Source organism: Anaeromyxobacter sp. SG17, assembly GCF_022690695.1.
Taxonomy (GTDB): domain Bacteria; phylum Myxococcota; class Myxococcia; order Myxococcales; family Anaeromyxobacteraceae; genus Anaeromyxobacter; species Anaeromyxobacter soli.
Genome location: NZ_JALCYX010000012.1, coordinates 1 through 24,842, shown reverse-complemented (window position 1 = coordinate 24,842; position 24,842 = coordinate 1). Strand labels below are relative to the sequence as shown.

Sequence of the window (24,842 nt, the reverse complement as noted above, 5' to 3'; positions counted from 1 at the left end):
ACCCACCCGGAGCACACCGACCGAGGCGCCGGCCGACGGCCTGCGCTCCGCTCACCGCTCGCGTTCCGGCCGGCGCCGCGCGACCGCCCCGCGCGCCGCCGCGGGCTGGCCGCTCGGGAGCGCCACGACGAAGGTGCTCCCCATCCCGGAGGAGGACGCCAGCTCCACGCGCGCGCCGATCGCGGCCCCGAGGTCCCGCGCGACCGTGAGGCCGAGACCGAGCCCCGGGACGTATTGCTCGGCGGCGCGCGCGCTGCGCTCGAAGGGCTCGAAGAGGCGGGAGCGATCCTCCGGCGCGATGCCCGGTCCGGAGTCCTTCACCTGCACGCGGAGCTCGTCGCCGCGGCTCTCGACCGCGACCTCCACCGCGCCGGCGGCGGTGAACTTGATGGCGTTCCCGACCACATTCGCGAGGATGAGGCGCAGGAACCGCGGCTCCGTCTCGATCCAGGGGACGTGATCAGGCGCGCGGAGGACGAGCTCGAGCCCCTTGTCCTCCGCCTGCGGGCGCTGCTCCTCCACCACCTTCGCGACCAGCGCCCCGAGATCGACGTCCTCGACCTCGGCCGCGAGCCGGCCGCTCGCGAGCTGGGCCTGATGCAGGAGCGCCTCGACGAGCCCGGTGAGCCGCGTCGCGGCGAACACCCCGCGGCGCAGGATCGCGCGCTGGTGCTCCTCGAGCGGATGCTCGGCGTCGCGGGTGAGCCGCTGGAGCTGGAGGTGCAGGGTCGTGAGCGGAGTCCGCAGCTCGTGGGAGACGAGGCGGAGGAAGTGCGTCCTCACCGCGTTCGCCCGCTCCGCGTCCTCCTGCGCGCGCCGCGCCACGTCGAGCGCGGCCTCGAGCTCGCGCTTGCGCGCCGCGAGCGCTCCGGCGAGCGCGACGACGTCGTGCGTCTGGGAGTCGAGCTCGCGCTGCAGGACCTCCCGGGCGCGCTTCACGGAGACGAGGTTCGCGACGCGGGCCCGCGCCTCCTCGGCCACGAACGGCTTCATGAGGTAATCCTGCGCGCCTTCCCGGAGGAGCTGGGCGCGCAGCGCGTCGTCCGCCCGCGCGGTGAGCACGAGGACCGGGACGCCGTCGAGCTCGCGGCGCTCGCGCATGGCGCGGACGAGCGCGTCGCCGCTCATGCGCGGCATCATCACGTCCGTGACGACCGCGTCCGGCGGTCGCGCGAGCGCCTCCACCAGGCCGGCCTCCCCGTCAGGAGCGGTCGAGACCTCGAACTCGCCGGAGAGCACCTCGGCGACGAAGCGGCGCATCTCCGCGTTGTCCTCCACGACGAGCACGCGCGGCCTGTCCCGCCCTCCGCGCGAGACCTCGTCCGGCGGCTCCGCGGCGGTCCGCAGCTCCTCGACGGCCCCGGACCCGTAGTCGCCCTCCCCGCCCGCGTCGCCCGGGGGGAGCTCCTCCTCCCGGGCCTGTGGCGGCAGGTGGACCGTGAAGAGCGCGCCGCCCTCCGGCGCCTCGCCCACCTCGATCCGGCCGCCGTGCAGCTCCACGAACTCCTTCGCGATGGCGAGGCCGAGGCCGGTCCCGCCCACGCGGCGCGCCGCCTCGTCCTCGCCGCGCGCGAAGCGGGCGAAGATCGACTCCCGCTGTCCCTCCGGCACGCCCGGCCCGCTGTCCGAGACCTCGATCGCGAAACCCGGCGTGACCTCCGCGCCGGCGGCCGTGACGGTGCGCAGGGAGCAGCGGATCCGCCCCCCCGCCGGCGCGAACTTGAAGGCGTTCGAGAGGAGGTTGAACAGGACGCGCTGGAGCTTCCCGGGATCGACGCGGGCCGCGAGCGTCTCGGGCCCCTCGACGGCGAAGGCCGTGCCGCGCTCCGCCGCGAAGGAGTCGAAGTGCGCGGCGACGAGGCGGACCAGCCGCCCCACGTCCGCGTCCGCGAGCTCGAGCGCCATCTTGCCGGCCTCGAGCTTCGAGACGTCGAGCAGGTCGTTCACGTGCTTCGCGAGCGTACGCGCGTTGCGCGCGATGACCTCCAGGTCGCGCCGGGTCCCCGAGGGAAGCTCCGCGGCCAGGAGCTCGTCGGCGGGGCCGAGGATGAGCGCGAGCGGGGTCCGCAGCTCGTGGCTCACGTTCGCGAAGAACCGGGTCTTCTGGCGCTCCAGCTCCTTCGACCTGTCGTAGGCGGCGCCCAGCTCGCCGAGCGTCGCCTCGAGCCGTGCGTGCAGGCGCGCCCGCTCCTCCTCCGCGCGCTTGCGCTCCGCGACGTCGCGGATGGCGGTGATGGCGAGCGGTCCGTCCTCGGTCTCCAGCGGCGAGAGGCTGATCTCCGCGGGGAACTCGGTCCCGTCCTTCGTGAGGCCGAAGAGCTCGAGGCGCCCCGCGCCCATCGGGCGGGTCCTCGGCGAGGCGAAGTACTCGGTGCGGTGGGCCGGGTGCGCCGCGCGGAAGCGCGCCGGGATGAGCGCCTCCACGCGCTGGCCGAGCAGCTCCTCGCGCGAGTAGCCGAAGAGCTTCTCGGCCTGCGCGTTCACGAGGATCACCTTGCCGCGCCTGTCGGTCACCACCATCGCGTCCGGCGCCGCCTCGAGGACGCCCTTCACGTACCACTCCACCTTCTTGCGAGCCGTGACGTCCCGGAGCGCCGTGATGGCGTACATCCCGTCCTCGGTCTCGAGGGGAGAGAGGCTGATCTCCGCGGGGAACTCGGTGCCGTCCTTGCGCAGCCCGAAGAGCTCGAGGCCGCCGACGGCGCCCATGGGGCGGGTGCGCGGGTCGCGGAAGTAGCCGTTCCGGTGGTGCGGGTGCGCCGCCCGGAAGCGCTCGGGCATGAGCATCTCGACCGGCTCGCCGAGGAGCTCCTCGCTCCGGTAGCCGAAGAGCCGCTCCGCCTCGGCGTTCACGACCACCATGCGGCCGACGCGGTCCGTGATCACCATCGCGTCCGGCGCTGCGTCGAGCACGGCCTTGAAGCGCGAGGCGATACCGTTGACTGACTCCGTCATATCGGCCCAGTGCCTGTGGGAGCGGCGCGCTCGGTGCCATGACCTCTCGGGGCCACACGCCGCTCAAAGCCGGGCGATCCGCCGACCGCCCGCACGGAGGAGGAGCCTTCGATGTCACACGCGACCCGGCTGATGATCGGCGCCACCCTCGTCACCGTCCGACCATCGTGTTCGGCGGCCTCGCCGTGCTCGGCCTCGTCACGGCCGGCGGGGCGGGCGTCCCCGGCCCGGAGCTGACCCCGCTGCAGCTCACGCTGTACCGTGCCGGCCATGCTCACGCGGGCGTGCTCGTCCTGCTGTCGCTCGTGCTGCAGCACCTGCTCGACGCGGTCCGGCTCTCACCGGGCGTCGCCTGGAGCGCGCGCGTCGCCGCCCCTCTCGCCGCGATCCTGGTCTCGGCGGGCTTCTTCGGGCTCGCCCACGCGCCCCCGCTCCGCGCGCTGCTCTACGCGGGCGCGGCGCTCGTCGTGTACGCGACGCTGACCGTGGGGATCGGCCTGCTGCGATCGCTGCGGCCGCCGCCCGTCACGGCGGCATCACGGTCGCCCAGCGCGGGTCGTCCGAGACCATGAGCTCGAGCCAGGCCGCGAGCGTGGTCCCGCCCTCCTCGTGCGAGGCGACGTAGGAGCCCCCGGCGAACGGCGTCGCGGGCGTGAGGAGCATGTGGGCGTCGAGCTGCCCGCCGTCCGTGTCGTAGAAGACGCGCGCGTTGCCGGTCGGCGCGAAGACGAGCGCCTCGAGCTCGCGGAGCGAGGCCTCGAACGCGTCCGGGGTCGAGAGCATGAACGTGGCCATGACCGGGTCGCGGAGGTGAGACAGGAAGGCGATCCGGTCGCCCGCGTGCGAGGACGAGAGCTCGCTGAACGCGGCGGACAGGTTCGAGCGGCACTCGACGCAGACGGGGTCGAGCGCCTCGCCGAGGTGCCAGGAGCCGTAGAAGGCGTCGCGCAGGTCCGCGGGCACGTCGTTGTTGACGAGCGCGGGCCCGGAGTCGTCCACGAGGTAGCCTCGCGCCTCCGGCCAGTACCAGCGGAACGCCTCGTAGCTCACCAGCGCGCCGAAGCCGCCGGCGGAGGAGCCCGCCACGACGAGCTTGCGGGGCGACGGGAACGTCGGGGCGAGCCGCGCGAGGTACGCGAGCACGTTCGCGTGCCCGACGTGCCTCCAGGTCTCGGAGAAGACCGCGTTCCCGTACACCTTCACGTTGCTCCCACCGTGCACGTCGCCCGTGCAGTAGGGCACGAACACGATCGTCGCGCCGGCGAGGGAGGGCGGCAGGTTCGCGCGATCCGTGAGCGAGCTCGGCACGTAGTCCCGCAGCTCGACGTCCCACTGAGCCGGGCCGTAGTGGTCGTCGACCGCGGTCCCGGCGGCGCAGGTCGCGTAGTCCCAGCAGGCGCCCCCGCCGTCGAAGAACACGAGCAGGTCGGACCCGCTCCCGCGGTTCACGGCGAGGCCCGTGGTGGAGCCGTCGGCGCACACGGCGTCGTCGAAGGGGATCCAGGCCCAGGTCTCGAGCGGCAGCTCCGCCTCGGAGATCGCCTGCCCGAGCGGCGGCTTCCCGGTGTAGCCCTTCTTCTCGATGGGGGTCGTATTCTGCGCGCACGCGGCGAGCGCGGCGGCGAGCACTGCGGGTACGAGGCGGCGAAGGCGCATGCGAGCACTCCCCAGGCGAAGAGCGGCGATGCTCGTCCGGGAGCGGGTGAGCGCTCAAGCCCGGGAATCGCACACGCAGCCTGGGGCGAGGGTGCGCCGGGCGCGGACCGACGGTCGAACACCGGGGCCCGCGCGAGCCGGCGGAAGGGTGCCCCACGCGTTTCAGGCCTCGTCACGTGTGCGCGGCGGCGTCGTCCCGCTCCGTCGGCTTCCAGGCGACGAGCTTCAGGTCCTCGACGAGCACCACGTACAGCAAGGGCACGACGCCGAGGGTCACGAAGCTCGCGAGCAGCAGCCCCGCGACGAGGACGTACACGAGCTGCTGCCACATGGGCCCGCCCTCGATCGCGAGCGGGATGAGGCCGCCGACGGTCGCGAGGACGGTGGTGAGCACCGGCCGGAGCCGGACGAGACCCGCATCCACCACGGCCTTCCGGAGGGGCACACCCTCCTCCCGTGCCTCCTCGATGAAGTCGTTCAGCACGATGATGTGGCTCACGATGACGCCCATGAGGCTCGTGACGCCCAGGAACGCCATGAACCCGAAGTTCGTCCGCGTCGCCCAGAGTCCCAGCACCGCACCGACCATCCCGAACGGGAGCGCTCCGAGGACGACGAGCGGCTTGAACACGCTCGCGAACTGCCACACGAGCACGAGGAAGATGAGCGCGATGGAGACCTTCAAGGCGATGGCGACCCCGGCGAACGCCTCCGTCTGCTGCTCGTACTCACCTCCGTAGGAGAGGTGGTACCCCGGCGGCAGCGGCATCGCCTCGAGCCGGGGCCGCGCGTCGCCGAGGAGCGTCGACGCGAGCACGCCCGCGCGCGGACTCGCGCCCACCGTGATCGTCCGCTCCTGCCGGTACCGGACGATCTTCTGCGGCTCGTAGCTCTCCTCGAGGGCTGCGATCTGGTCGAGCCGGACCGCGCGTCCTCCCTCGGCGCCCCAGACGTACAGATCTCGCACGCTCGAGGTCGAGGCGCGCTCGCTCGGAGTGAGCCGCAGGACGATGTCGATGAGGCGATCGCCGTCGCGGAGCTGCGTGACGGTCTGCCCGCTCAGCGCGGTCGTGGTCGAGCTCGCCACGTCCGCGTGCGTCACCCCGGCGCGGCCGGCGCGCGCGTCGTCCACCTCGACGCCGAGCCGGGCGCCCTCCGCTCCCCAGTCGTCGCTCACCTCGCCGCTCGCGGGGAGCGTCCGGAAGATCCCCTTCGCCTCCTCGGAGAGGCGGCGCAGGACCTGGATGTCGGGGCCGGAGATGCGGACCTCCACCGGCACCACCGCAGGCGCGCCGGACGAGAGCCGGTACACCGCGAACCGGGCTCCCGGCACGGAACGGGTGAGCGTCTCCTGGATCCGCCCCTGCATCGGCCGGGACTCCGCCGGGTCCCGAGCCTGGAGGATGAGCACGCCGTAGGCCGGGTTCTTCGGCTCCGGGCCCACGTTCGCCCACCAGCGCGGCTCGCCACCGCCGACGAAGGAGGTGATCTGCTCGAGCGCCTCTCCCTCCCGCGCGAGGATCGTCGTGCGCGCGCGCTCGAGGACGTCGTGCGTCGCCCGGACGTCCGAACCCTCCGGGAGCCGCACCTCGACGTAGAAGCGCTCCAGGTCCTCCTCCGGGAAGAATTGCGTTCGGATGAGGAGCGCCGGCGCGAGCCCGACCCCCAGGAACACCGCCGCGGCGACGAGGCTGCGCCGCTTGCGACGGAGCATCGCGTCGACCGCGCGGCGATACCAGGCGGCGACCCGCGCGGACCGCGCGCCGCCCGCCTCGACTCCGCGCTGCCCGCGCAGCAGGTACATGCCGAGGAGCGGCATGAACGTCATCGACACGACCCGGCTCGAGAGGAGCGCGAGCGAGACGACCACGGGGAGCGAGTAGATGAACTCGCCCATCGATCCCTCGACGAGGAGCAGGGGGGCGAACGCGACGACGTTCGTGAGCGTGGCGAACAGGATCGCCTTCGCCAGCCGGGTCGGGCCCAGCCACGCGGCTCGCCTCCGCGGCGTGCCGGCGGCCAGCTCACGGTTGATCGCGTCCGCCGCCACCACGGGATCGTCCACCAGGAGGCCGAGCGCGATGATGAGCGAGGCGATCGAGACCTGCTGGAGGTCGATCCCCAGGAGCTGCATGAGCCCGAAGGTCATCGCGAGCGCGAGCGGGACGCTCGCCGCGACGAGCAGCGCGCTCCGCCGCTCCATGAACAAGAGCGCCACCCCGATGACGATCGCGACCGCCTCGACGAGGCTTCGCGAGAACTCCCCGATCTTCTCGCGCACGAGCTCGGGCTGGTCGCTCGTCTTGACGACGCGCAGATCCGCCGGGAGCCGGTGACGCAGCTCCTCGACACGAGCGTCGAGCTCGTGACCGAGCTCCGCCACCTGCACGCCGCTCCGCGCCTGGACCGCGACCGCCAGCGAGCGCGTGCGATGCCAACCGCCCCGCGCGTCGCGCCAGGAGACCCAGCTCGCGTCGGAGACCGGCGTTTCGTACGTACGGTGAACCTCGGCGACGTCCCGGACGTACACCGTCCGCCCGTCCTTCGTCCGGGCCACCGGCGCGTCGAGCACGTCGCGCTCGTCCTCGAATGCACCCGAGGGCTCGAGCAAGATCGTCTGCCGCCCCGCGGCGACGCTCCCGCCCGGGAGGATCACGTTCCGCCCCCGGAGCGCCGCGGCGACTCGCTGCGGCTGGAGGTCGAACGAGGCGAGGCGCTCCTGGGAGTAGAGCAGGTACAGCTTCTCCGGGACGACCCCGTACCGCTCGACCGTCCCACCGCGGGCAGGCGCGCCAGCTCGTCGCGGAGGACCGTCGTGAACTCGTCGAGCTCGCGATAGCCGTACTTGTCGCCGGCGGACGCCACGAGCTGTGCGCGCACGGCGGCGGGGTCGCGGACCAGGATCGGCGTCCAGATGTCGGGGTGCGGGAGCTCTCCCCCCATCACCTCCTGGCGAAAGTGCGCGTCGAGCGCCGCGATCCGCTCCTCTCCTCGCGGCGAGTAGTCGATCGCGACGAAGCCGCCGCCGCCCAGGACCGCGCCGTCCGCGATCGCCCCCATCCGCTCGCCGGTCTCGAGGTACTTCCGCGCGGCCGCCGCGACCGTCCGGCCGTCCACGCCCGCCGGGAACACGAAGACCTTGGCCGCGCGCCCGGCGGCGTCCGGCTTCCCCGCGCGGTGCGCCTCGATCGCCTTCCGGATCGATGCCGCCCGGACGTCGACCTCCACCTCGTCCACCGGCGGGCTCGCCACGGAGTACAGGACGGTCGCGGTGTCTCCGAAGTGCGTGTTGAGCAACGGGCGGAGCGCGCCGGCAGGGAGCCCGCGCAGGGTCTGAAGGCGCGACTCCAGATCGTTCCAGGCCTCCTCGAGCTCCTGCTCGCCGACGTCGTCCTCGAGCGTCACGAAGAGCGTGGTCGTGCCGGTGCGCGTTATGGACTCGATCTCGTCCACGTGCGGCACCTGCGCGACGAGGAGCTCGAGCGGGCGCGCCACGAGCTGCTCGACGTCGGCGGCCTCCGCTCCGGGCCACGCGGCGGTGACGGTCGCGGTCTTCACGAGGATCTCGGGATCCTTGCGCTGCGGCATCTGGACGTACGCCCAGGCGCCCCACGCGAGGGTCGCCACGAGCGCCACCCACGCGATGTGCGGGTGCTCGACGAAGAAGCGCGCCGTGTTGAAGCGCCCGCCGGCCGGGTGCACGTTCACGGCACGACCTCGACCTGCTGCCCGTCGTGGAGGAACTGTGCGCCGTCCACCACGATGCGCTCGCCCCCCGAGAGCCCCGAGACGATCGCGACGTCGTCCTGGTGGAGGTCGCCGATCACCACCCGGCGCGCGGCGACGTGCCGGCCGCCCTCGCGCAGCACGAACGCGGCGAAGCCCTTCCCGTCGGGCGCTCGCGCGACCGCGGAGAGCGGGACGAGGATCGCCTCGCGGGCGTCGTCCGGCGCGATCCGGGCGGTGGCGACCATCCCCGGCTTGAGCGCGCCCGCGGAGTTGGGGATCGTCACCTCGACCGCGTACGAGCGCAGCCCGGGATCCGGGACCGGCGAGATCTTGGTGATCCTCCCCTCGATGAGGCGCCCCGGCAGCGCGTCCACCTCCACCGGGACCCGCTCGCCGAGCGCGAGATCGTTCACCCGTCCGTCGGGCACGCCGAAGACGGTCCTCATCTCGGCGGTGCGGAGGATCGTGAAGACGGGCTGCCCCGGTCCGACGCGCGCGCCGGCGGTCACGCCGCGCCGGGCGACGACGCCGTCCACGGGGCTCACGAGCCGCGTGTCCTCGACGTTCCCGGCGGCGAGCGCGGCCTCCTCCGCGCGCGAGCGGCGCTGCGCCCGCGCCGCCGCGAGGTTTCCCTGGGCCGTACGGAGTGCGGTCTCCGCGCGATCCAGCTCCGCACGCGCGATGGTCTGGTGCTCGAGCAGGTAGCGCGCGCGCCGCGCATCGAGCTCGGCCTGCGCGAGCGCCGCCTCGGCCGAGCGCTCCTGCGCCTCGACGTTCGCGAGCGACGCCTGCGCCGCGCGCGCCTGCATGAGCAGGTCCTGCGGGTCGAGCGTGGCGAGCACGGCACCCTTGCGGACGACGTCTCCCTCCTGCACGGCACGTCGACCCTCGTCGGCGTTCACCTCCAGAAGCCTCGCCACGCGGCCCCCGAGCTTGAAGCTCAGCTCGAGCCGTGTCTCCGGCTCCAGCGCGCCCGCGAAGCGCGACGGAGTCCCGGTGGGTCGGGCACCGACGGTGGCGACGCGGACTGCGCGAGCGAGTCGCGGCGGGGGCTCGGCCTCCCGGCACGCGAGCGCAGCGCCGACCGAGACGACCGTCAGGAAGACGCGCAGCCGGACGGCGCGGTCTGCGAGCACGCCTGGCGCGACGAGCGTGGAGCGGATGCGGTGGAGCTTCATGGAGTGTCCCCCTTCGCGACCCCTGCAAAGCTCGGCCCGAGGCACGATGCGAGCGCGACGAACGGTCGAGAAGCGGTGAGGGCGCCCTCATGCGGCAGCGCGGTCAATCGGCCGTTGCCATCGCCCGTCAGCGTGTCAGGAAGACCGGCATCTCCGTCGGATTCGTTTACACCGGGTCCCCACCCCGCTCGCCCAGGGGCGGCGCGAACGTCCCGGCGCGGCGCCGGCCGGCGCGCAATGCCTCACGCGCGTGCGCCGCTCGGCCGCAGGCGCGAGGGGTCGCCGCGGCGCCAGAGCGCTGCTCGTGGTCCACCGAGCGTGCAGCCGACGTGAGCCTGCGCGCGGGCGTCGAGCTCGGCCCGTCGCCCGGAGCGCCCGGCGGCAGGCGGCGCCGCTGGGCGCTGCTCGCGCAGTACTTCGACGGCAACTCTCTACGGGCAGTTCTTCTCGGAGGAGGTGTCGTTCGCCGGGATCGGCCTTCACCTCTTTCTCTGAGGCGGCACGCACGTTGCGAGGGAGGACGATGATGCCTGCCTCGATCTCGGAACACGCGCTGCTCGGGGACACCCACTCCGCCGCCCTCGTCGCATCCGACGGCTCGATCGACTGGGCGTGCCTGCCGCGCTTCGATTCGCCCGCCGTGTTCGCAGCTCTGCTGGGAGACGGGCGACACGGCCTCTGGCGCGTCGCGCCCCTCGCCCCTGCCCACGCAGTCCGCCGCCGGTATCGGCCGGGCTCGCTCGTCCTCGAGACGGAGCTCGACACACCCGACGGCACGGTGCGCCTCGTCGACTTCATGCCCCCGCGCAGGGGCCCGCCGCGGGTGCTCCGGATCGTGGAGGGCGTCCGCGGGCGCGTGGAGATGCGCATGGAGCTCGCGCCGCGGTTCGGCTACGGGGCGATCCTGCCGTGGGTGTGGCGATCAGCCGGCCAGCTCGTGCTCGTGGGCGGCCCCGACGCGCTCGCGTACCGCGGCACCATCGAGCCTCACGTCCGCCCTGGCTCGGTGACGGCCGAGTTCGCGCTGGAGGCCGGCGCGAGCGCGGAGCTCGAGCTCGCGTGGTTTCCTTCGCACGAGCGCTCGCCGAACCCGGAGGATCCGGCCGCCCTGCTGGCCGAGACGGACGCGTACTGGACCGCGTGGTCGGGGCGTGTCCGGCATGCCGGGCCCTGGCGCGACGCGGTCGTGCGATCGCTCGTCACGCTGAAGGCCCTCACGTACGCCCCGACCGGCGGGATCGTGGCGGCACCGACCACCTCGCTTCCGGAGCGGCTCGGCGGCGAGCGGAACTGGGACTACCGGTACTGCTGGGTGCGGGACGCCGCGCTCACGCTGTACGCGCTGCTGCACGCCGGCTACCGCGACGAGGCGCGCGCGTGGCGAGACTGGCTCCTGCGCGCGGTGGCGGGTGCCCCGGAGCAGGTCCAGGTCCTCTACGGTGTCGCCGGCGAGCGGCAGCTCCCGGAGCTCATCCTGCCCTGGCTGCCCGGCCATGCGCGCTCCGCGCCGGTCCGCGTCGGGAACGCCGCCGCGGGCCAGCGGCAGCTGGACGTGTTCGGCGAGCTGCTCTCCGCCCTGCACGCGACGGCGGAGAGCGGCGTCGAGCCGGCCGCGCGGGGCTGGGAGGTGGTGCGGGCGCTCGTGGAGCTGCTCGAGTCCCGCTGGCAGCTGCCGGACGAGGGCATCTGGGAGGTGCGCGGCGGTCCGCGCCACTTCACGCACTCGAAGGTGATGGCGTGGGTGGCGTTCGACCGCGCCGCGCGGGCCGTGGAGCGGTTCGGGCTCGATGGACCCGCCGCGCGTTGGCGCAGGGTGCGGGACGAAGTCCACGCGGAGGTGTGTCGCCGGGGATACGACGAGGCGCGCGGCACGTTCACGCAGGCCTACGGTTCCGCGGAGGTGGACGCGAGCCTGCTCACCCTGCCGCTCGTCGGGTTCCTGCCGCCGCACGACCGGCGCGTCCTCGGCACCGTCCGCGCCGTCGAGCGCGATCTCGTCCACGACGGGCTCGTGCGCCGGTACCGGGACGACGCCCACGTGGATGGGCTCCCACCGGGAGAAGGGTACTTCCTGCCGTCCAGCTTCTGGCTCGTCGACGCGCTCGCCGTGACGGGCCGGGTGGGCGAGGCGCGGGCCCTCTTCGAGCGCCTCCTCTCGCTCCGCAACGACGTCGGCCTCCTCTCGGAGGAATACGATCCCGCCGCTGGGCTGCTCGGAAACTTCCCCCAGGCCTTCACGCACGTGGCGCTCGTGAACTCGGCGCGCGTGCTCGCGGCGCTGGAGATCGAGCGCCCTGCCTCGGCGGGCGATTCCACGTAGCACGGCGTGGCGAGGCCGCCGGGCCGCGGCGTCCGCTCGCCTCAGTGCGTGTTGCCCGCGCTCTTCGCCGCCTGCCGCGCCTCGGCGCGCGCACGGACCTTCCGGAACTCGGCCTCGAGCTCCGCGAGCTCGTCGTCCGTCGCGTGCTCGAGGTCGGTGAAGATGTTCCTCGCCTTCCGCTGCGAGCGGATGAGCTCGTCGAGCTTCAGGTGCAGCGCGCGGGTCTCGCGGTTCTGGGTCGCCTGGATGAGGAACACCATGAGGAAGGTCACGACCGTCGTGCCGGTGTTGATGACGAGCTGCCAGCTGTCGCTGAAGTGGAAGAGCGGCCCGGTCACCCCCCACACGACCACGAGGGCGAGCGCGAGGAGGAACGCGCGGGGCGTCCCCACCACCTCCGAGATCGCCAGGGCGAAGCGGGCGAAGCGGCCGTTCACTCCAGGAATCTAAGGCGCGGGCAAGGCCCGGGCGGGCCTCCGGCCCTCCGAGCGCAGCGCGGCGCCGGCCAGCGGGCGCTCAGCCTCTCCATGGCTCGCTCGCCCGCAGCGCGGCCACGATGGCGCGGGTCGAGGTGGAGCGGTTGAGCGTGTAGAAGTGGATGCCGGGCGCCCCGCGGCGCAGGAGCTCGGCGCACTGCAGGGTGGCGTAGGCGACCCCGAGATCTCGCGCCGAGTCCGGATCGCTGCGGCGGACCTCCATCGCGGCGCGCAGCGGCGGGGGGATGGCCGCGCCGCACATCGCCGTGAAGCGCTCGGTCTGGTCCACGTTCGTGAACGGCATGATCCCCGGCACGATCGGCACGGTGATGCCCGCCGCGCGGGCCCGCTCGACGAAGCGGACGTAGTGCGCGTTCTCGAAGAAGAGCTGGGTGACGAGGAAGTCGGCCCCGGCCTCCACCTTGATCTTGAGGTGCGCGAGATCGGCCGCGAGGTCGCGCGTCTCGACGTGGCCCTCCGGGTACGCCGCCGCGCCCACGCAGAAGCGCCAGCGGTCCGGGCGCGAGCGGATGAAGGCGACGAGCTCGCTCGCGTAGCGGAAGCCCTCCGGGTGCGGCTCGAAGCTCGCCTGCCCGCGCGGGGGATCGCCGCGGAGGGCGAGGACGTTCTGGATCCCCGCGTCCGCGAGCTCGTCGAGGACGCCGGCGAGCTCCTCGCGCGAGGCGCCGACGCAGGTGACGTGCGCCATCGCCTCGACCTCGGTCTCGCCCTTGAGCCGCTTCACGAGCTCGAGCGTGCGCTGCCGGGTCGACCCGCCGGCGCCGTAGGTCACCGACACGTAGGCGGGCCCGAGCGGCCGGAGCGCCTCGACGGTCTCGAAGAGCTGGCGGACTCCGTCGTCCGTCTTCGGCGGGAAGAACTCGAACGAGAAGATGGGCTCGCCGCGCTCGCGGGCGAAGCGGAGGAGGTCGCTGATCCGCACGGTCCGCCGGAGGTTACAATGAAGCCTGTCCCGCCGCCATGTCGAAGCCGCCCCGCTACATCACGCCCGAAGGTTTCCGCCGGCTCGCCGCCGAGCACGAGCGCATCTGGTCCGTGGACCGCCCCCGCATCGTGGCGGAGGTCGAGGCCGCGGCCGCCCTCGGCGATCGCAGCGAGAACGCCGAGTACATCTACGGCAAGAAGAAGCTGCGCGAGCTGGACCGGCGGCTGCGCTTCCTATCCCAGCGGATGGACGCGCTCACGGTGATCGTGCCGCGGCCCCACCCGCACGGGCGCGCGTTCTTCGGGGCCTGGGTGACGGTGGAGGGGGAGGACGGCGACGAGCGGACGTACCGGCTCGTGGGCCCCGACGAGTTCGACGTCCCGGCCGGACTCATCAGCGTGGACGCGCCGCTCGGCCGGGCGCTCCTCGGCAAGCGCGAGGGCGACTCGGTCGTGGTGCATCGCCCCGCCGGCGAGGCGGAGCTGACGATCGTCGAGATCTGCTGGACCGCCCCGGAGAGATCATGACCGCCGTCACCGACCGGGCAGCGCAGCGTGCTCTCGTCGAGCGCTACGTCCGCGAGCGCCCCTTCGCCCTCCTCCTCGACGCGACGGGCCCGTCGCTCCTCGACGTCTTCTCTGGCAAGGCGCTCCCGCTCGACTACGCCGCCCTCGCCGCCGTCGAGGAGCGGAGGGACGCGACGACCGGGCGTGCCTACCTGGCCCTGCTGCGCGATGGCGGGACCGAGATCGCCCTCACGGACGCGGGGCTCGCCTTCCCGCCGGTGACCTCCAGCACGGGACCGCTCGAGGGGCTCCCCGCCGCCATCTGCCTGCGCGACCTCGCCGGGGCGGAGGCGAGGCTCACGCACTTCCTCCTCGAGCATCCGGGCGAGCGGCCGGACCGCGCGCACGTCGATCTGTTCATGTTCTGCCTGGCCGTGGTGGAGGGGGCGAGGGCGGCTGGGCTGGACGTCGGCCCGGAGGAGCGCCGCCTCGAGCGCATCCTGGGCGAGCTCGAGGCGCGCCGCCGCGGCTGATCCCCCGGCCTCGCGGCCGGCGTCCTAGCTTTCAGGTCGTGAGAGTGATGAGCTGGAACGTCCACTCGCTCCGCGGGACGGACGGGCGGCGCGATCCCGAGCGCATCGCGCGGGTCATCGACGAGCTGCGCCCCGACGTCGTCGGGCTGCAGGAGGTGGGCGGCGAGCTCTCGGCGGGCGGGCCGCAGGACGCCGCGGAGGTGCTCGCGCGCCTCACCGGCATGCACAGCGCCTTCGGACCCACCCGGAGCTTCCACGGCCATCCCTACGGGAACGGGATCCTCTCGCGGCACCCCATCGACGCGACGCGCACCTACGACCTCTCGGTCCCCGGCCGCGAGCCGCGCGGCTGCCTGCGCGCGGACGTCGAGATCGCCGGCCTGCGCGTCCACTTCTTCGCAGCCCACCTCGGCCTGCACTGGAGGGAGCGCCGCCGCCAGGTCGCGGCCCTCCTCTCGGCCGACATCCTGCGCGACGCGGCGCTCGCCCACCCGCTCGTCCTGGTCGGAGACTTCAACTCGCTCTCCAACCGCTCCGCCGTCCCGCGCTGGCTCCGGCGCCAGCTCGTCGACTGCGCCCACGCGTCGGGCGACGAGGCGCCGACCTTCCCGTCCCGCTTTCCCTTGCTGCGGCTCGATCGCGTCTTCGTGGACTCGGCGTTCACCGTCGTCCGGAGCACGGTCGTGCGCGACCCGGTGGCGCGGCGCGCCTCGGACCACCTGCCCATCGTCGTGGACCTCGAGCTCGCGCCGGCGGCCCGGCGGCCGCCCGAGCTCCGGCCGATCGAGGCAGCAGGCGTCGTGACGACCGTCCGCACGTGAGGGCTTCCATCCGCCGCGCGCGGCGGCGCGAGGCGCGGCCGCAGGAGGTCCGCCCGCCGGGGTGAATGTGAGGGAGAACGACCGTGCGCAGCCTAAGAGCGGCGCCCGAGGCGGGCGGGAGGGACTCGATGGACATGAACATGAACTGGAAGCTGATGAAGAAGTACCTGGAGCGGGATGCGCTCTTGAAGCGCATCGGGCTCGAGGAGCGCAGCCCGACGACCGACGTCTTCACCGGCCTCGGCCTGTTCGCGGTGGGGGTGCTCGTGGGAGCCGGCCTCGGCCTCATGTTCGCGCCGAAGCGGGGCGACGAGATGCGCCAGCTCGTCGGCGAGGCCTGGAAGAACCGCGGCCGGACGGGCCAGGACTTCCAGCGCGAGATGGGAGTGGAGTCGGGGCTTCCGCCCACGACGTCGGCAGGTCACTGAGCGCCGCGGGCGCTCGGTGCGAGGGGGCGCTACGCGCCGGTCCCGGCCGGCGCCGGCGCCCCCTCGTCCGACGCGGACCTCGCGATGCGCGCCCAGAGCGCGTCGGTGCCGGTGCCCTCGATCGCCGAGAACGGCACCGCGTCTCCCCGCTCGAGCTGCAGCGTCTCCTCGACCGTTCGGAGCGCGGCGCTTCGCCGCGTCTTCGGCAGCTTGTCCATCTTCGTCGCGGCCACGAGCACGCGCCGGCCGGTGGCGCGCAGGAACGACGCGGCGTCGACGTCGCTCTCGGAGGGAGCGTGGCGAGCGTCGACGATGAGCACCACCGCGCGGAGCACGTCGCGGGCGCGGAGGTAGTCCTCGATCATCGCCGCCCAGCGATCGCGCTCGTCGCGCGACACCTTGGCGTAGCCGTAACCCGGCAGATCGCAGAAGCGCACGTGGCGTGGCCGCGCGGCCGGCGTGGGCCGGAAGGCGATGTCGAAGAACTGGAGCGCGCGCGTGCGGCCGGGCGTCGCCGACACGCGCGCGAGCCCCTTCTTGCGCGTGAGCGCGTTCAGCATCGACGACTTGCCGACGTTCGAGCGGCCGACGAACGCGAGCTCCGGCGTGGCGCTCATCGGCCACTCCTTCTGCTTCGTCGCGGTCTTCACGAACTCCGCGGAGACGACCTGGATCGGCACGTCAGCGCCCCTTCCTCTCGTCGACCCAGTGCTCGATGAGCGGCATCTTTCGCTTCGCGTCGAAGCGCTCGAGGCTCGGGGTCGACTCCGTGTGGCACGCGCCGCAGGTCTTCTCGCCGGGATCGACGAGCCCGAGCGCGTGGGAGAGCTCCGGATCGCGCATCACGTAGCTCGCGGCGTAGAGCTCGCCGGGGCCGTGGCAGGCCTCGCAGCTCACGCCGGAGATCCCGTCGGCGGCGTCGGGCGCGTGGCAGGACAGGCACCGCCGGTCCTCGCGGCTCTTCTCGGGCAGGCTCTCGCGGGCGCGCGCGTGCGGCCCGGCGCGCCAGCGTGCGTACGCGGCGGGGTGACAGGCCTTGCACGTCTCGGGGCCGACGCGGTCGCCGGCGAGGGCGAGGGCGGGCAGCGCGAGGGCGCACACGAGGGCGAGACGGACGGGGGCGATCACGGGCACGGAGTATAATGTCTCATGCGTCCCGTCCACCCTGCTCTGCTGGTCCTCGTCGCCCTCGTGCCGGCGCTCGCGGTCGCGCGCCCTTGGCAGGGCATCCAGCCCGGCGCCAGCACCCAGCGCGACGTGGTCGAGCGCTTCGGGGAGCCGGTCACGCGGGCGAAGCGCGGCGCGCGCACCGTCCTCGCCTACCACGGCGAGCACGCGCCCGCGGGGACGCGCCAGGCGCAGTTCCACGTCGATCCCGCCGGCGTCGTGCAGGAGATCACGATCTTCCTCACCGCCCAGCTCGACGCGGAGACCGTGGAGGGGACGTACGGGAAGCCGCCGCAGCGCACGTTCCTCGAGGACACCTTCCAGAAGGTGTGGCTCTATCCCGCCGCCGGCGTGACCGTCTACTTCGGGAAGGACGGAAACGTCGAGGCGCTCACCTTCTCCCAGGGCAAGGCGCGCCCGGCCGCCTCGGGCCCCTCGGCCGGCGGGGCGCCGGCCGCCGGGGCCGCCGCGCCGGGCGGGACCCAGGCGGCGCGCTAGCGTGCGTGTCATCGGCCTCACCGGCGGGATCGCCACCGGAAAGAGCACGTTCGCGGCGGCCCTGCGCAGCCGGGGCGTCCCGGTCATCGACGCTGACGCGCTTGCGCGCGCGGTGGTCGAGCCCGGCACCCCGGCGCTCTCCGAGATCGCGCGCGTCTTCGGGCCCGGCGTGCTCGACGCCCGGGGCGCCCTCGACCGGCGCGCGCTCGGCGCCATCGTCTTCTCGGACCCGGGGGCGCGGCGGCGCCTCGAGGAGATCACCCACCCGGCCATCCGCGCGGCGATGGTGGCCGAGACCGCCCGCCTCGCCGGCCTCGGACACGACCTCGCCTTCTACGACGTGCCGCTCCTCTTCGAGGTCGGCCTCGACGCGGCGCTCGACAGCGTCGTCGTGGTGTGGGCGCCGCGCGACGTGCAGCGCGCCCGGGTCGTGCGGCGGGACCGGAGCACCCCCGCCGAGGCGGACGCGCGCCTCGCGGCGCAGCTCCCCATCGACGAGAAGGCCAGGCGGGCCGACTTCCTCGTGGACAACGCCGACGAGGAGGACCTCGGCCCCAAGGCGGACCGCCTCCTCGCGGACCTCCGGCGGGGCCTCGGGCGGAAGCTTCCCAACGCACCCGCCGTACGTTATTGACCCCGCCGATGCCCTCCTCCGAGCGCGTCCAGCTCGTCACCGGCTACCCCGGCTTCATCGGCAAGCGCCTCGTGCGCCAGCTCGCCCAGGCGGCGCCCGACCGTGGCCGGCTCGTGCTGCTCGTGCAGCCGAAGCACGCGGCCGCCGCGCGCGCCGAGCTCGCCGCCCTGGGGGCGCGGCACACCGAGGTCGTCGAGGGCGACGTCGAGCAGATGCACCTCGGCCTCTCCGGCGCCGAGTTCAAGGCGCTCGCCGGCGCGGTGACCGACGTCTGGCACCTCGCCGCCATCTCCTGGCTCGGGGCCGATCCGCGCTACGTCCGTCGCGTGAACGTCGAGGGCACCCGCAACGTCCTCGAGCTCGCGCAGCGCGCTCGCCGGCTCGCGCGGCTCAACCACTTCTCGACCGCGCTCGTCTCCGGCGACCGCGAGGGCGTCATCCTCGAGGACGAGCTGGCGCTGGGCCAGCGCTTCCACGACGCCTACGAGGAGAGCAAGTACGAGGCGGAGCTGCTCGTCCGCCGCGCGCAGGCCGATCTTCCCGCGACGATCTACCGGCCGAGCATCGTGGTGGGCGACTCGCGCACCGGCGAGATCGACCGCTTCGAGGGCCCGTACGCGCTCGCGATCCTCCTCGTGGCGTCGCCGCTCGCCGTCCCGCTGCCGCTCCCGGGCGCCGGCTCGGCGCCGCTCAACGTCGTGCCGATCGACTTCGTCGTCGAGGCGTCGCTCTCGATCGCGCGGAACCCCGCCGCGGCGGGCAAGACCGTCCACCTCGTCGACCCCGCGCCGCTCTCGACGCGGCGCGTGTACGAGCTCATCGCCGCGCGCGCGGGCAAGCGGCTCCCCTCGATCGCCTTCCCGTCCCGAGCGTTCGACGCGATCCTCCAGCTCCCCGTGCTCGAGCGGCTCTCCCGCCCGCACCGCCCCGCGCTCGCGCGGGTGAACCACCTCGCGATCTACAACCCGCGCAACCTGCTCGACCTGCTCGAGGGCACCGGCATCCGCTGCCCGCCCATCGCGAGCTACCTCGACCGCCTCATGGACTTCGTGCAGGGCGCCTTCGCGCGCCGGCGCGAGGACGCCGCCCGGGCGGCGGAGGTGGAGGACCCGCTCGATCCGCGCGGGTGACCGGGCGCCGCCGCCGTGAACCTCGCGACGGCACGGCTCGGCCCTGGCGAGCGACGCCGTGACGCGCGGCGTCAGGCGCGCCGGCCGGGGCCGGAGACTTGTGCTGCCGTCCGCTCTCCCTTACAGGGATGGGATGAAACGCCTCCAGGACTTCACCGCGGGCGACACCTTCGAGCTCGTCCGGGAGGTCGATCCTTACCGTCCCGTCTACTACGCGGGCGCGTCGGGCGACTTCAACCCGATCCACATCGACCCCGAGGTCGGCCGCGCCGCCGGGTACCACGGCGTCATCCTCCAGGGCATGTGCACGTTCTCGTGGCTCTCCGACGCGTGCGTGGGGTACCTGGACGATCCCGCGCGGCTCGTGCGCGTGCGCGCCCGCTTCACGAAGCCCGTACAGGTGGGCGACGTCATCCGGATCGAGGGGCGCTGCGTGGCCGTCGAGGGCAGCGCGGTGAAGCTGGAGCTCTCCGCGAGGAACCAGCGGGGTGAGGACGTGCTGAAGAGCGCCGTGGCCGAGGGCCGCGTCGAGGAGAGGTGATCGCGTGCCCGTCGACAGGAAGCACCTCGGCCGCCGCTACGGGCCGTACCGGTTCCAGGTGAGCGTCGAGCAGATCAAGGACTTCGTGGCCGCCACCGGCGGCGGCGTCCCCGGCCATGCGTTCCCGAGCCCGCCGGACCGGTTCCATCACCCGTGGACCTGGGACGAGGAGGCCGCGAAGGCGTCCCCGCACGGCGGGATCGTCGCGCCCCCGACGTTCGCGACCACGTTCGCCATCGAGCCGTTCGCGCGGGCCTGCTCGGATCCGGAGCTCGCGGTGAACGTCCTCCGGCTGGTCCACGGAGAGCAGGAGTTCGAGTTCCACGAGCCGGTGCGCCCGGGCGACGTCCTCGAGACCGAGGGCGAGATCACCCGCCTCCAGGAGCGCGGCAACCTCGACTTCGTCGAGGTCACCACGACCACGCGCAACCAGCACGGGCGCGTGGTGGTGAAGGGCGTCTGGACGGCGATCGTCCGTAATTGACGGCTCGAGCGACGGCGTGATTCGCGACACCGAGTGGTCGCGAATCACGCACCGTCACGCGCTGCCGCTCAGCGCCGCGCCATCGACCGCTGGTGGGCGTCGCTCGACTCGTCGTGGATGAGCCCCTTCACCTTGTCCGCGAGCTCCGGCGTCACCGTCAGGTTGTGCGCCTGCTGCGCGTGACGACCGGCCTGATCCAGGATCTCCTGCTCGTTGCTCCCGCGCGCCACGAAGTCGCAGCTCATCCCCACGTCCCGGCAATGGAAGTCCTTCATGGTCCACCTCCCCGCAGCCACGTACCGCGGGCCGGCGGCGCCGGCGAGGGGACGCACGGGTTCCCTCGCACTCGGGCTCGCGCGGTGGAGCGGGCGCACGCCCGCGGCGCAGCCGCCACGGCGCGCGCAGGGCGGCGCGCGCCGCGGGCGGTGCCCGAAAGCAGGACGCCCCCGCCGGCGAGGCCGACGGGGGCTCCGTGACGACTCGCGCGGCGCGCCGGGCGCGCCTCGAGTCACTCGTCGTCTTCGCCGGCCCCGAGCAGCGCCGAGATGCTCGGCCCGCTCTTCGCCGCCCCGAGCGCGCGCACCGCGTCGAGGTGGTGCAGGAGGAGCGCGCGGTTGTCGCCCACGTTCAGGTTCTGCAGCTCGAGCGCGCCGATGCGGTCCTCCGGCGTGAACGCCGGCTCCTCCACCCGCTCCATGGAGAGCTTCTCGGGCGCGTAGCTCATGTACACGGCCTTCGTGGCGACGATCGTCCAGTCGTCCCCGCGGCGCAGCTCGACCTTCACGGAGCCGGTGACCGCCGGGGCGATCCAGCGCGTGAGCGCGTCCCGGAGCATCATCGCCTCGGGGTCGTACCACTTGCCCTCGTACAGCAGCCGGCCCAGCCTGCGCCCGAGCGTGAAGTAGAGATCGAGGGTGTTCTCGTTGTGGATCGCGGAGAGGAGCCGCTCGTAGGCGAGGTGGAGGAGCGCCATGCCGGGCGCCTCGTAGATGCCGCGGCTCTTCGCGTCGATGACGCGGTTCTCGATCTGGTCGCTCATCCCCAGGCCGTGGCGCCCGCCGATGCGGTTCGCCTCGAGGAACAGCTCGTAGGGCGACTCGAAGCGCTTGCCGTTGAGCTCCACCGGCTGGCCGTTCTCGTAGGCGACCGTCACCTCCTCGGCCTTGACCGCCACCTCCGGCTTCCAGTGCGCGACGCCCATGATCGGGTTCACGATCCGCATGCCCGAGTCGAGCCGCTCGAGGTCCTTCGCCTCGTGCGTGGCGCCGAGCACGTTGGCGTCGGTGGAGTAGGCCTTCTCCGTCCCCATCTTGTAGGGGAGCTTCCGGCGCTCGAGGTACTCGCTCATCTCCTTGCGGCCGCCGAAGGCGGTCACGAAGGCCTGGTCGAGCCAAGGCTTGTAGATCTTGAGGTCGGGGTCGACCAGGATCCCGTAGCGGTAGAAGCGCTGGATGTCGTTGCCCTTGTGCGTCGAGCCGTCGCCGAAGACGTGCACGCCGTCCTCGCGCATCGCCCGCACGATGGCGGTCGTGGTCACCGCGCGGCCGAGGGGGGTCGTGTTGAAGTACTTCTTGCCGCCCGAGGAGAGGTGGAACGCGCCGCACTGGATGGCGGCGAGCCCCTCCCGCACCATCGAGTCGCGGCAGTCGATGAGCCGCGCCTTCACGGCGCCGTGCTGCAGCGCGATGGGCGGGATGTCGGCCGGGTTCGCCTCGTCCGGCTGCGCGAGGTCGGCCGTGTAGGCGTGGACGGCCATGCCCTGCTCCGACAGCCAGGCGACGGCGCAGCGGGTGTCGAGGCCTCCGCTGAAGGCGATTCCGAGGGCGGTTCCCTTGGGCGGGAGCGACTTGTAGATGCGGCTCATGGTCCCCGCGACGTAGCAGAAAATGCCGTCGCGTTCCAGCGCGGCCCGCGCCGGGAGGCGCGCTCGCTCGCCTCCTAGACCGCGATCACGCCCTCGGCGAGCAGCCGCGCGAGGATCCGGGCCGTGTCGAGCCGCGGCAGGCCGGAGAGGGCGAAGAGCGCCTCGAAGTCCACCGTCCCGTCGACCTGCGCGAGCAGGAAGCCGGCCCGGTGATCGAGGTTCAGCCAGAGGACCTCCTCCGGACGGATGGCGAGGCGCGGCACGCCCGTGCGCGGGCCGAGCTTCGACTCGTACATCGCGACGAGCGTCGCCTCGTTCTCCGCCAGGTACGCGCGCGCCTCCGGGTGGTCGGGATCGACCTGCAGGACCTTCTCGATGAGCTCGAGCGAGCCCGAGAAGTCGCCGAGCGCGAACAGCTCCTTCGCGGCCGCGAGCCACGCGGTCGGCTCGCCCCGCCGGTCCGCGCCGCCCGGGGCGCCCGGGGCGCCCTCCGGCACGAGGGGTCGCAGGCCCGACTTCTCCGAGACCGCCTCGAGATCCAGGCCGCCTCCCGGCTCGAGCACGTAGGTCGCGGCGGCCGCCGGACCGTCGTCCCAGGGCGACGGCGCGAACTCCTGCCCGCGCTCGGTCCGCGGCGAGGCCGGGACGGGGTGCGGCGTCACGTACCGCGAACCGGGCACCGGCGTCACCGCGCGGAACGTGCCCGGGGTGGGCGTCGAGGCGGGCGTCACGGCGTGGATCCGGACGATGTACCCGCGCGCCTTCGCGTTGCCGGGATCGAGCACCAGGACCGCCTGGAACGCGGCCAGCGCGTCCTTCACGCGCCCGGCGAGGTAGGCCTTCACGCCCTGGTCGATGAGCTCCGCAACCGTCGCCATCGCTCACCGTCCCCCGGGCGTGCGCCCGCCGGCGGCGAGCCCCTGGAAGAGCGCGAGCGTGCGCTCGAGGGGCTCCACCTCCGCGGCGAGGGCGTCGCCGTCCCGCGCCTGCATCGCCGCCCGCGCTCGCGCGAGTACGGCCTCGGCCTTCCTCAGCGCGTCCCCCCCGAAGCGCGTCCGCTCGATCGCGTCGCGCGCGGCGGGGACGAGCGCCTCGACCTCGTTCACCATCCGGCTGACCCACTGCCGCCGCTCCTCGATCTCGCGCGTCGTCTGCTTGCGCTGGAGCTGCTCGTCGAGCTGCTCGTCGAGGATCCGCCGCAGCTCCTCCTCGGTCAGGCCGGAGGTGGCGGTGACCGTGATCGACTGCCGCTGCCCGGTGGCGACGTCCTTCGCCGAGACGCCGACGATGCCGTCCGCGCTGATCTCGAAGGTGACCTCGATCGAGATCTCGCCGCGCCGGGCGGGCGGGATGCCGTCGAGGACGAACTCGCCCAAGAGCTCGTTCTCGATCGCGCGCTCGCTCTCGCCCTGGAGGACGGCGATGCGCACGGAGGTCTGATCGTCCTTCACCGTCGTGAAGAGGTGGGTCTGCGCGGTGGGGACGGTGGTGTTCCGCGGGATGACCGTCTGGAAGTAGCCGCCCACCACGAGCAGGCCGAGGTTCTGGGGCGTGACGTCGAGGAGGAGGACGTCGTCCCCCTTCGCCGGCGCCGCGAGGGCGTGGGCCTGGATCGCCGCGCCGAGCGCGACCACCTCGTCCGGGTGGACCCCCTTGCACGGCTCGCGCCCGAAGAACTCGCGCACCGCGCGCTGCACGCGCGGCATGCGGGTCATCCCGCCGACGAGGATCACCTCGCCGACCTGGGCCGGGCGGACGCCGGCGTCCTTCAGGGTCCGATCGGTGACGGCGATGCAGCGATCGACGAGGTCCTTCGTGAGCTCCTCGAGCCCCTCGCGCGAGAGCTGGCGGTCGAGGTGCAGGGCGCCCTTGCCCTCCCCGCCGCCGAGCAGGAACGGCAGGTGGATCGCGGCGGTCTGGGTGGAGGAGAGCTCGCACTTGGCGCGCTCGGCCGCGTCGCGGACCCGCTGCAGCGCCATCTTGTCCTGGCGAAGGTCCACCCCGCCGTGCTCCTTCGCGAAGCCGAAGGTGAGCCAGTCCATGACCCGGCGGTCGAAGTCCTCGCCGCCGAGGTAGGTGTCGCCGCCGACGGCGACGACGTCGTAGACGCTCCTGCCGATGTCGAGCACCGAGACGTCGAACGTGCCGCCGCCGAGGTCGAACACGACGACCTTGCTCTGCACGTGCTTCCCGAACCCGTAGGCGAGCGCCGCGGCCGTGGGCTCGTTCACGATCCGCAGCACCTCGAGCCCGGCGATCCGCCCCGCGTCCTTCGTGGCCTGGCGCTGCCCGTCGTTGAAGTAGGCGGGGACGGTGACGACGGCGCGGCGCACCGGCCGGCCCAGGAACGCCTCCGCGTCCCCCTTCAGCTCGGCGAGCACGAGCGCCGAGATCTCCGGGATGGAGACCCCGCGGCCGCCGAGCTCCACGCGGACGTCGTTCCCCTCCGGGCCCGCCACGAGCGCGTAGGGCAGGACCTTGCGGGCGTCCTCGACCTCCTGCGACCCCCAGCGCCGGCCGATGAGCCGCTTCGCGGCGAACACCGTGCCGTCGGGGTTCGTGATCGCCTGCCGCTTCGCGAGCGCGCCCACGAGGCGCTTGCCGTTCTTCGCGATCGCCACGACCGAGGGCGTGAGCGGCTGTCCGGTGCGCCCGGGGATGACGCGCGGGACGCCGTCCTGGACAGTGGCGACCACCGAGTTCGTGGTGCCGAGGTCGATGCCGACGACGGGATCGAGGTCGCTCATCCGAGGAAGCTCCACCGGAGGCTCTTCAGGCGCGCCCTGGCCGACGCGCGTCCGGGCTCGAGCTCCAGGGCCCGCTCCAGCGCGCGGCGGGCCTCCTTCCGCTCACCCTGCGCGTCGAGCACCATCCCGAGCGCCTCGTGGGCGATCGCGGCCCGCGGCGCGGCGCGCACCGCGGCGTCGGCGAGGGCCCGCGCCGCCGCGACGTCGCCCGCCGCGAGCGCCGCGCGCG

25 protein-coding genes are annotated in these 24,842 nt (G+C 73.5%); 11 read left to right on the top strand and 14 right to left on the bottom strand.

The features are described 5' to 3' along the window. Window positions 1–51: 51 nt before the first annotated feature. The gene (locus MNY60_RS07185) at window positions 52–2,955 is read right to left on the bottom strand and encodes an ATP-binding protein (RefSeq protein ID WP_242360277.1); all 2,904 of its coding nucleotides are present in this window, start codon (window positions 2,953–2,955) and stop codon (window positions 52–54) included. Window positions 2,956–3,122: 167 nt separating this feature from the next. Here MNY60_RS07185 and MNY60_RS07180 point away from each other — a divergent pair, with 167 nt between their 5' ends. Next, window positions 3,123–3,527 (top strand): hypothetical protein, encoded by a 405-nt coding sequence (locus tag MNY60_RS07180; protein WP_242360276.1) that lies wholly within the window; start codon window positions 3,123–3,125, stop codon window positions 3,525–3,527. Here the strand turns inward: MNY60_RS07180 and MNY60_RS07175 are convergent. The 4 genes from MNY60_RS07175 to MNY60_RS07160 all read right to left on the bottom strand — a co-directional run bounded on the left by MNY60_RS07175 (window position 3,481) and on the right by MNY60_RS07160 (window position 9,518). Then, complete coding sequence (locus MNY60_RS07175; protein WP_242360275.1) at window positions 3,481–4,611, bottom strand: pectin acetylesterase-family hydrolase; 1,131 nt, start codon at window positions 4,609–4,611, stop codon at window positions 3,481–3,483. The genes MNY60_RS07180 and MNY60_RS07175 overlap by 47 nt on opposite strands. Before the next feature lie 172 nt (window positions 4,612–4,783). After that, a complete protein-coding gene (locus tag MNY60_RS07170) occupies window positions 4,784–7,345 on the bottom strand; it encodes an efflux RND transporter permease subunit (protein ID WP_242360301.1) in 2,562 nt (853 codons plus the stop codon). Further along, the gene (locus MNY60_RS07165) at window positions 7,264–8,319 is read right to left on the bottom strand and encodes an efflux RND transporter permease subunit (RefSeq protein ID WP_242360274.1); all 1,056 of its coding nucleotides are present in this window, start codon (window positions 8,317–8,319) and stop codon (window positions 7,264–7,266) included. Before MNY60_RS07165 ends, MNY60_RS07170 begins: the two co-directional genes overlap by 82 nt. After that, the gene (locus tag MNY60_RS07160) at window positions 8,316–9,518 is read right to left on the bottom strand and encodes an efflux RND transporter periplasmic adaptor subunit (RefSeq protein WP_242360273.1); all 1,203 of its coding nucleotides are present in this window, start codon (window positions 9,516–9,518) and stop codon (window positions 8,316–8,318) included. The genes MNY60_RS07165 and MNY60_RS07160 overlap by 4 nt, the downstream gene beginning before the upstream one ends. A 526-nt stretch (window positions 9,519–10,044) precedes the next feature. Between MNY60_RS07160 and MNY60_RS07155 the strand changes: the two genes are divergently transcribed. Further along, a complete protein-coding gene (locus MNY60_RS07155) occupies window positions 10,045–11,838 on the top strand; it encodes a glycoside hydrolase family 15 protein (RefSeq protein WP_242360272.1) in 1,794 nt (597 codons plus the stop codon). Between the two features lie 41 nt (window positions 11,839–11,879). Here MNY60_RS07155 and MNY60_RS07150 read toward each other — a convergent pair whose 3' ends face one another. Together MNY60_RS07150 and metF are read right to left on the bottom strand one after the other, a co-directional pair. After that, on the bottom strand, window positions 11,880–12,275 hold the full coding sequence (locus MNY60_RS07150) for a low affinity iron permease family protein (RefSeq protein WP_242360271.1): 396 nt from the start codon (window positions 12,273–12,275) through the stop codon (window positions 11,880–11,882). A gap of 79 nt (window positions 12,276–12,354) precedes the next feature. Continuing rightward, complete coding sequence (metF, locus tag MNY60_RS07145; RefSeq protein ID WP_242335718.1) at window positions 12,355–13,257, bottom strand: methylenetetrahydrofolate reductase [NAD(P)H]; 903 nt, start codon at window positions 13,255–13,257, stop codon at window positions 12,355–12,357. Window positions 13,258–13,295: 38 nt separating this feature from the next. On the opposite strand from metF, the gene greB reads away from it, so the two are divergent. From greB to MNY60_RS07125, 4 genes are all read left to right on the top strand, one after another. Then, window positions 13,296–13,787: a transcription elongation factor GreB gene (gene greB, locus MNY60_RS07140; RefSeq protein WP_242360270.1), complete on the top strand. Its 492-nt coding sequence runs from the start codon at window positions 13,296–13,298 to the stop codon at window positions 13,785–13,787. Beyond that, on the top strand, window positions 13,784–14,299 hold the full coding sequence (locus MNY60_RS07135; RefSeq protein WP_242360269.1) for a hypothetical protein: 516 nt from the start codon (window positions 13,784–13,786) through the stop codon (window positions 14,297–14,299). Before greB ends, MNY60_RS07135 begins: the two co-directional genes overlap by 4 nt. A 47-nt stretch (window positions 14,300–14,346) precedes the next feature. Next, window positions 14,347–15,120 (top strand): endonuclease/exonuclease/phosphatase family protein, encoded by a 774-nt coding sequence (locus MNY60_RS07130; RefSeq protein ID WP_242335709.1) that lies wholly within the window; start codon window positions 14,347–14,349, stop codon window positions 15,118–15,120. An 83-nt stretch (window positions 15,121–15,203) separates the two neighbouring features. After that, window positions 15,204–15,548, top strand: coding sequence for a YtxH domain-containing protein (locus tag MNY60_RS07125; protein ID WP_242335706.1), 345 nt, complete (start codon window positions 15,204–15,206; stop codon window positions 15,546–15,548). A gap of 29 nt (window positions 15,549–15,577) precedes the next feature. Here MNY60_RS07125 and yihA read toward each other — a convergent pair whose 3' ends face one another. Next, window positions 15,578–16,228 (bottom strand): ribosome biogenesis GTP-binding protein YihA/YsxC, encoded by a 651-nt coding sequence (gene yihA, locus MNY60_RS07120; RefSeq protein ID WP_242335703.1) that lies wholly within the window; start codon window positions 16,226–16,228, stop codon window positions 15,578–15,580. Between the two features lies 1 nt (window position 16,229). Further along, window positions 16,230–16,676, bottom strand: coding sequence for a cytochrome c family protein (locus tag MNY60_RS07115; RefSeq protein WP_242335701.1), 447 nt, complete (start codon window positions 16,674–16,676; stop codon window positions 16,230–16,232). Window positions 16,677–16,697: 21 nt separating this feature from the next. Between MNY60_RS07115 and MNY60_RS07110 the strand changes: the two genes are divergently transcribed. The 5 genes from MNY60_RS07110 (at window position 16,698) to MNY60_RS07090 (ending at window position 20,002) form a co-directional block, all read left to right on the top strand. Further along, window positions 16,698–17,213 (top strand): hypothetical protein, encoded by a 516-nt coding sequence (locus MNY60_RS07110; RefSeq protein ID WP_242360268.1) that lies wholly within the window; start codon window positions 16,698–16,700, stop codon window positions 17,211–17,213. 1 nt (window position 17,214) lies between these two features. Continuing rightward, on the top strand, window positions 17,215–17,847 hold the full coding sequence (gene coaE / locus MNY60_RS07105; RefSeq protein WP_242360267.1) for a dephospho-CoA kinase: 633 nt from the start codon (window positions 17,215–17,217) through the stop codon (window positions 17,845–17,847). Window positions 17,848–17,855: 8 nt separating this feature from the next. Next, window positions 17,856–18,977: an SDR family oxidoreductase gene (locus MNY60_RS07100; protein ID WP_242335691.1), complete on the top strand. Its 1,122-nt coding sequence runs from the start codon at window positions 17,856–17,858 to the stop codon at window positions 18,975–18,977. A gap of 133 nt (window positions 18,978–19,110) precedes the next feature. Beyond that, window positions 19,111–19,518 carry a MaoC family dehydratase gene (locus MNY60_RS07095; protein ID WP_242335688.1) on the top strand — a complete coding sequence of 136 codons (408 nt, stop codon included), beginning with the start codon at window positions 19,111–19,113 and terminating at the stop codon, window positions 19,516–19,518. 4 nt (window positions 19,519–19,522) lie between these two features. Then, window positions 19,523–20,002, top strand: a complete 480-nt coding sequence (locus tag MNY60_RS07090; protein ID WP_242335685.1) for a MaoC family dehydratase N-terminal domain-containing protein — start codon at window positions 19,523–19,525, stop codon at window positions 20,000–20,002. A gap of 68 nt (window positions 20,003–20,070) precedes the next feature. Here the strand turns inward: MNY60_RS07090 and MNY60_RS07085 are convergent, their stop codons facing one another. From MNY60_RS07085 to MNY60_RS07065, 5 genes are all read right to left on the bottom strand, one after another. Further along, the gene (locus MNY60_RS07085) at window positions 20,071–20,277 is read right to left on the bottom strand and encodes a DUF1059 domain-containing protein (RefSeq protein ID WP_242335682.1); all 207 of its coding nucleotides are present in this window, start codon (window positions 20,275–20,277) and stop codon (window positions 20,071–20,073) included. A 233-nt stretch (window positions 20,278–20,510) separates the two neighbouring features. Further along, complete coding sequence (gene argG, locus MNY60_RS07080; protein WP_242335679.1) at window positions 20,511–21,866, bottom strand: argininosuccinate synthase; 1,356 nt, start codon at window positions 21,864–21,866, stop codon at window positions 20,511–20,513. A 74-nt stretch (window positions 21,867–21,940) separates the two neighbouring features. Next, entirely contained in the window at window positions 21,941–22,744 is an 804-nt protein-coding gene (locus MNY60_RS07075) for a tetratricopeptide repeat protein (RefSeq protein WP_242360266.1), read from the bottom strand. A 3-nt stretch (window positions 22,745–22,747) separates the two neighbouring features. After that, the gene (gene dnaK / locus MNY60_RS07070; protein WP_242335673.1) at window positions 22,748–24,613 is read right to left on the bottom strand and encodes a molecular chaperone DnaK; all 1,866 of its coding nucleotides are present in this window, start codon (window positions 24,611–24,613) and stop codon (window positions 22,748–22,750) included. Continuing rightward, on the bottom strand, window positions 24,610–24,842 hold a 233-nt coding region (locus MNY60_RS07065; protein WP_242360265.1), incomplete at its 5' end, for a tetratricopeptide repeat protein. The genes MNY60_RS07065 and dnaK, both read right to left, overlap by 4 nt.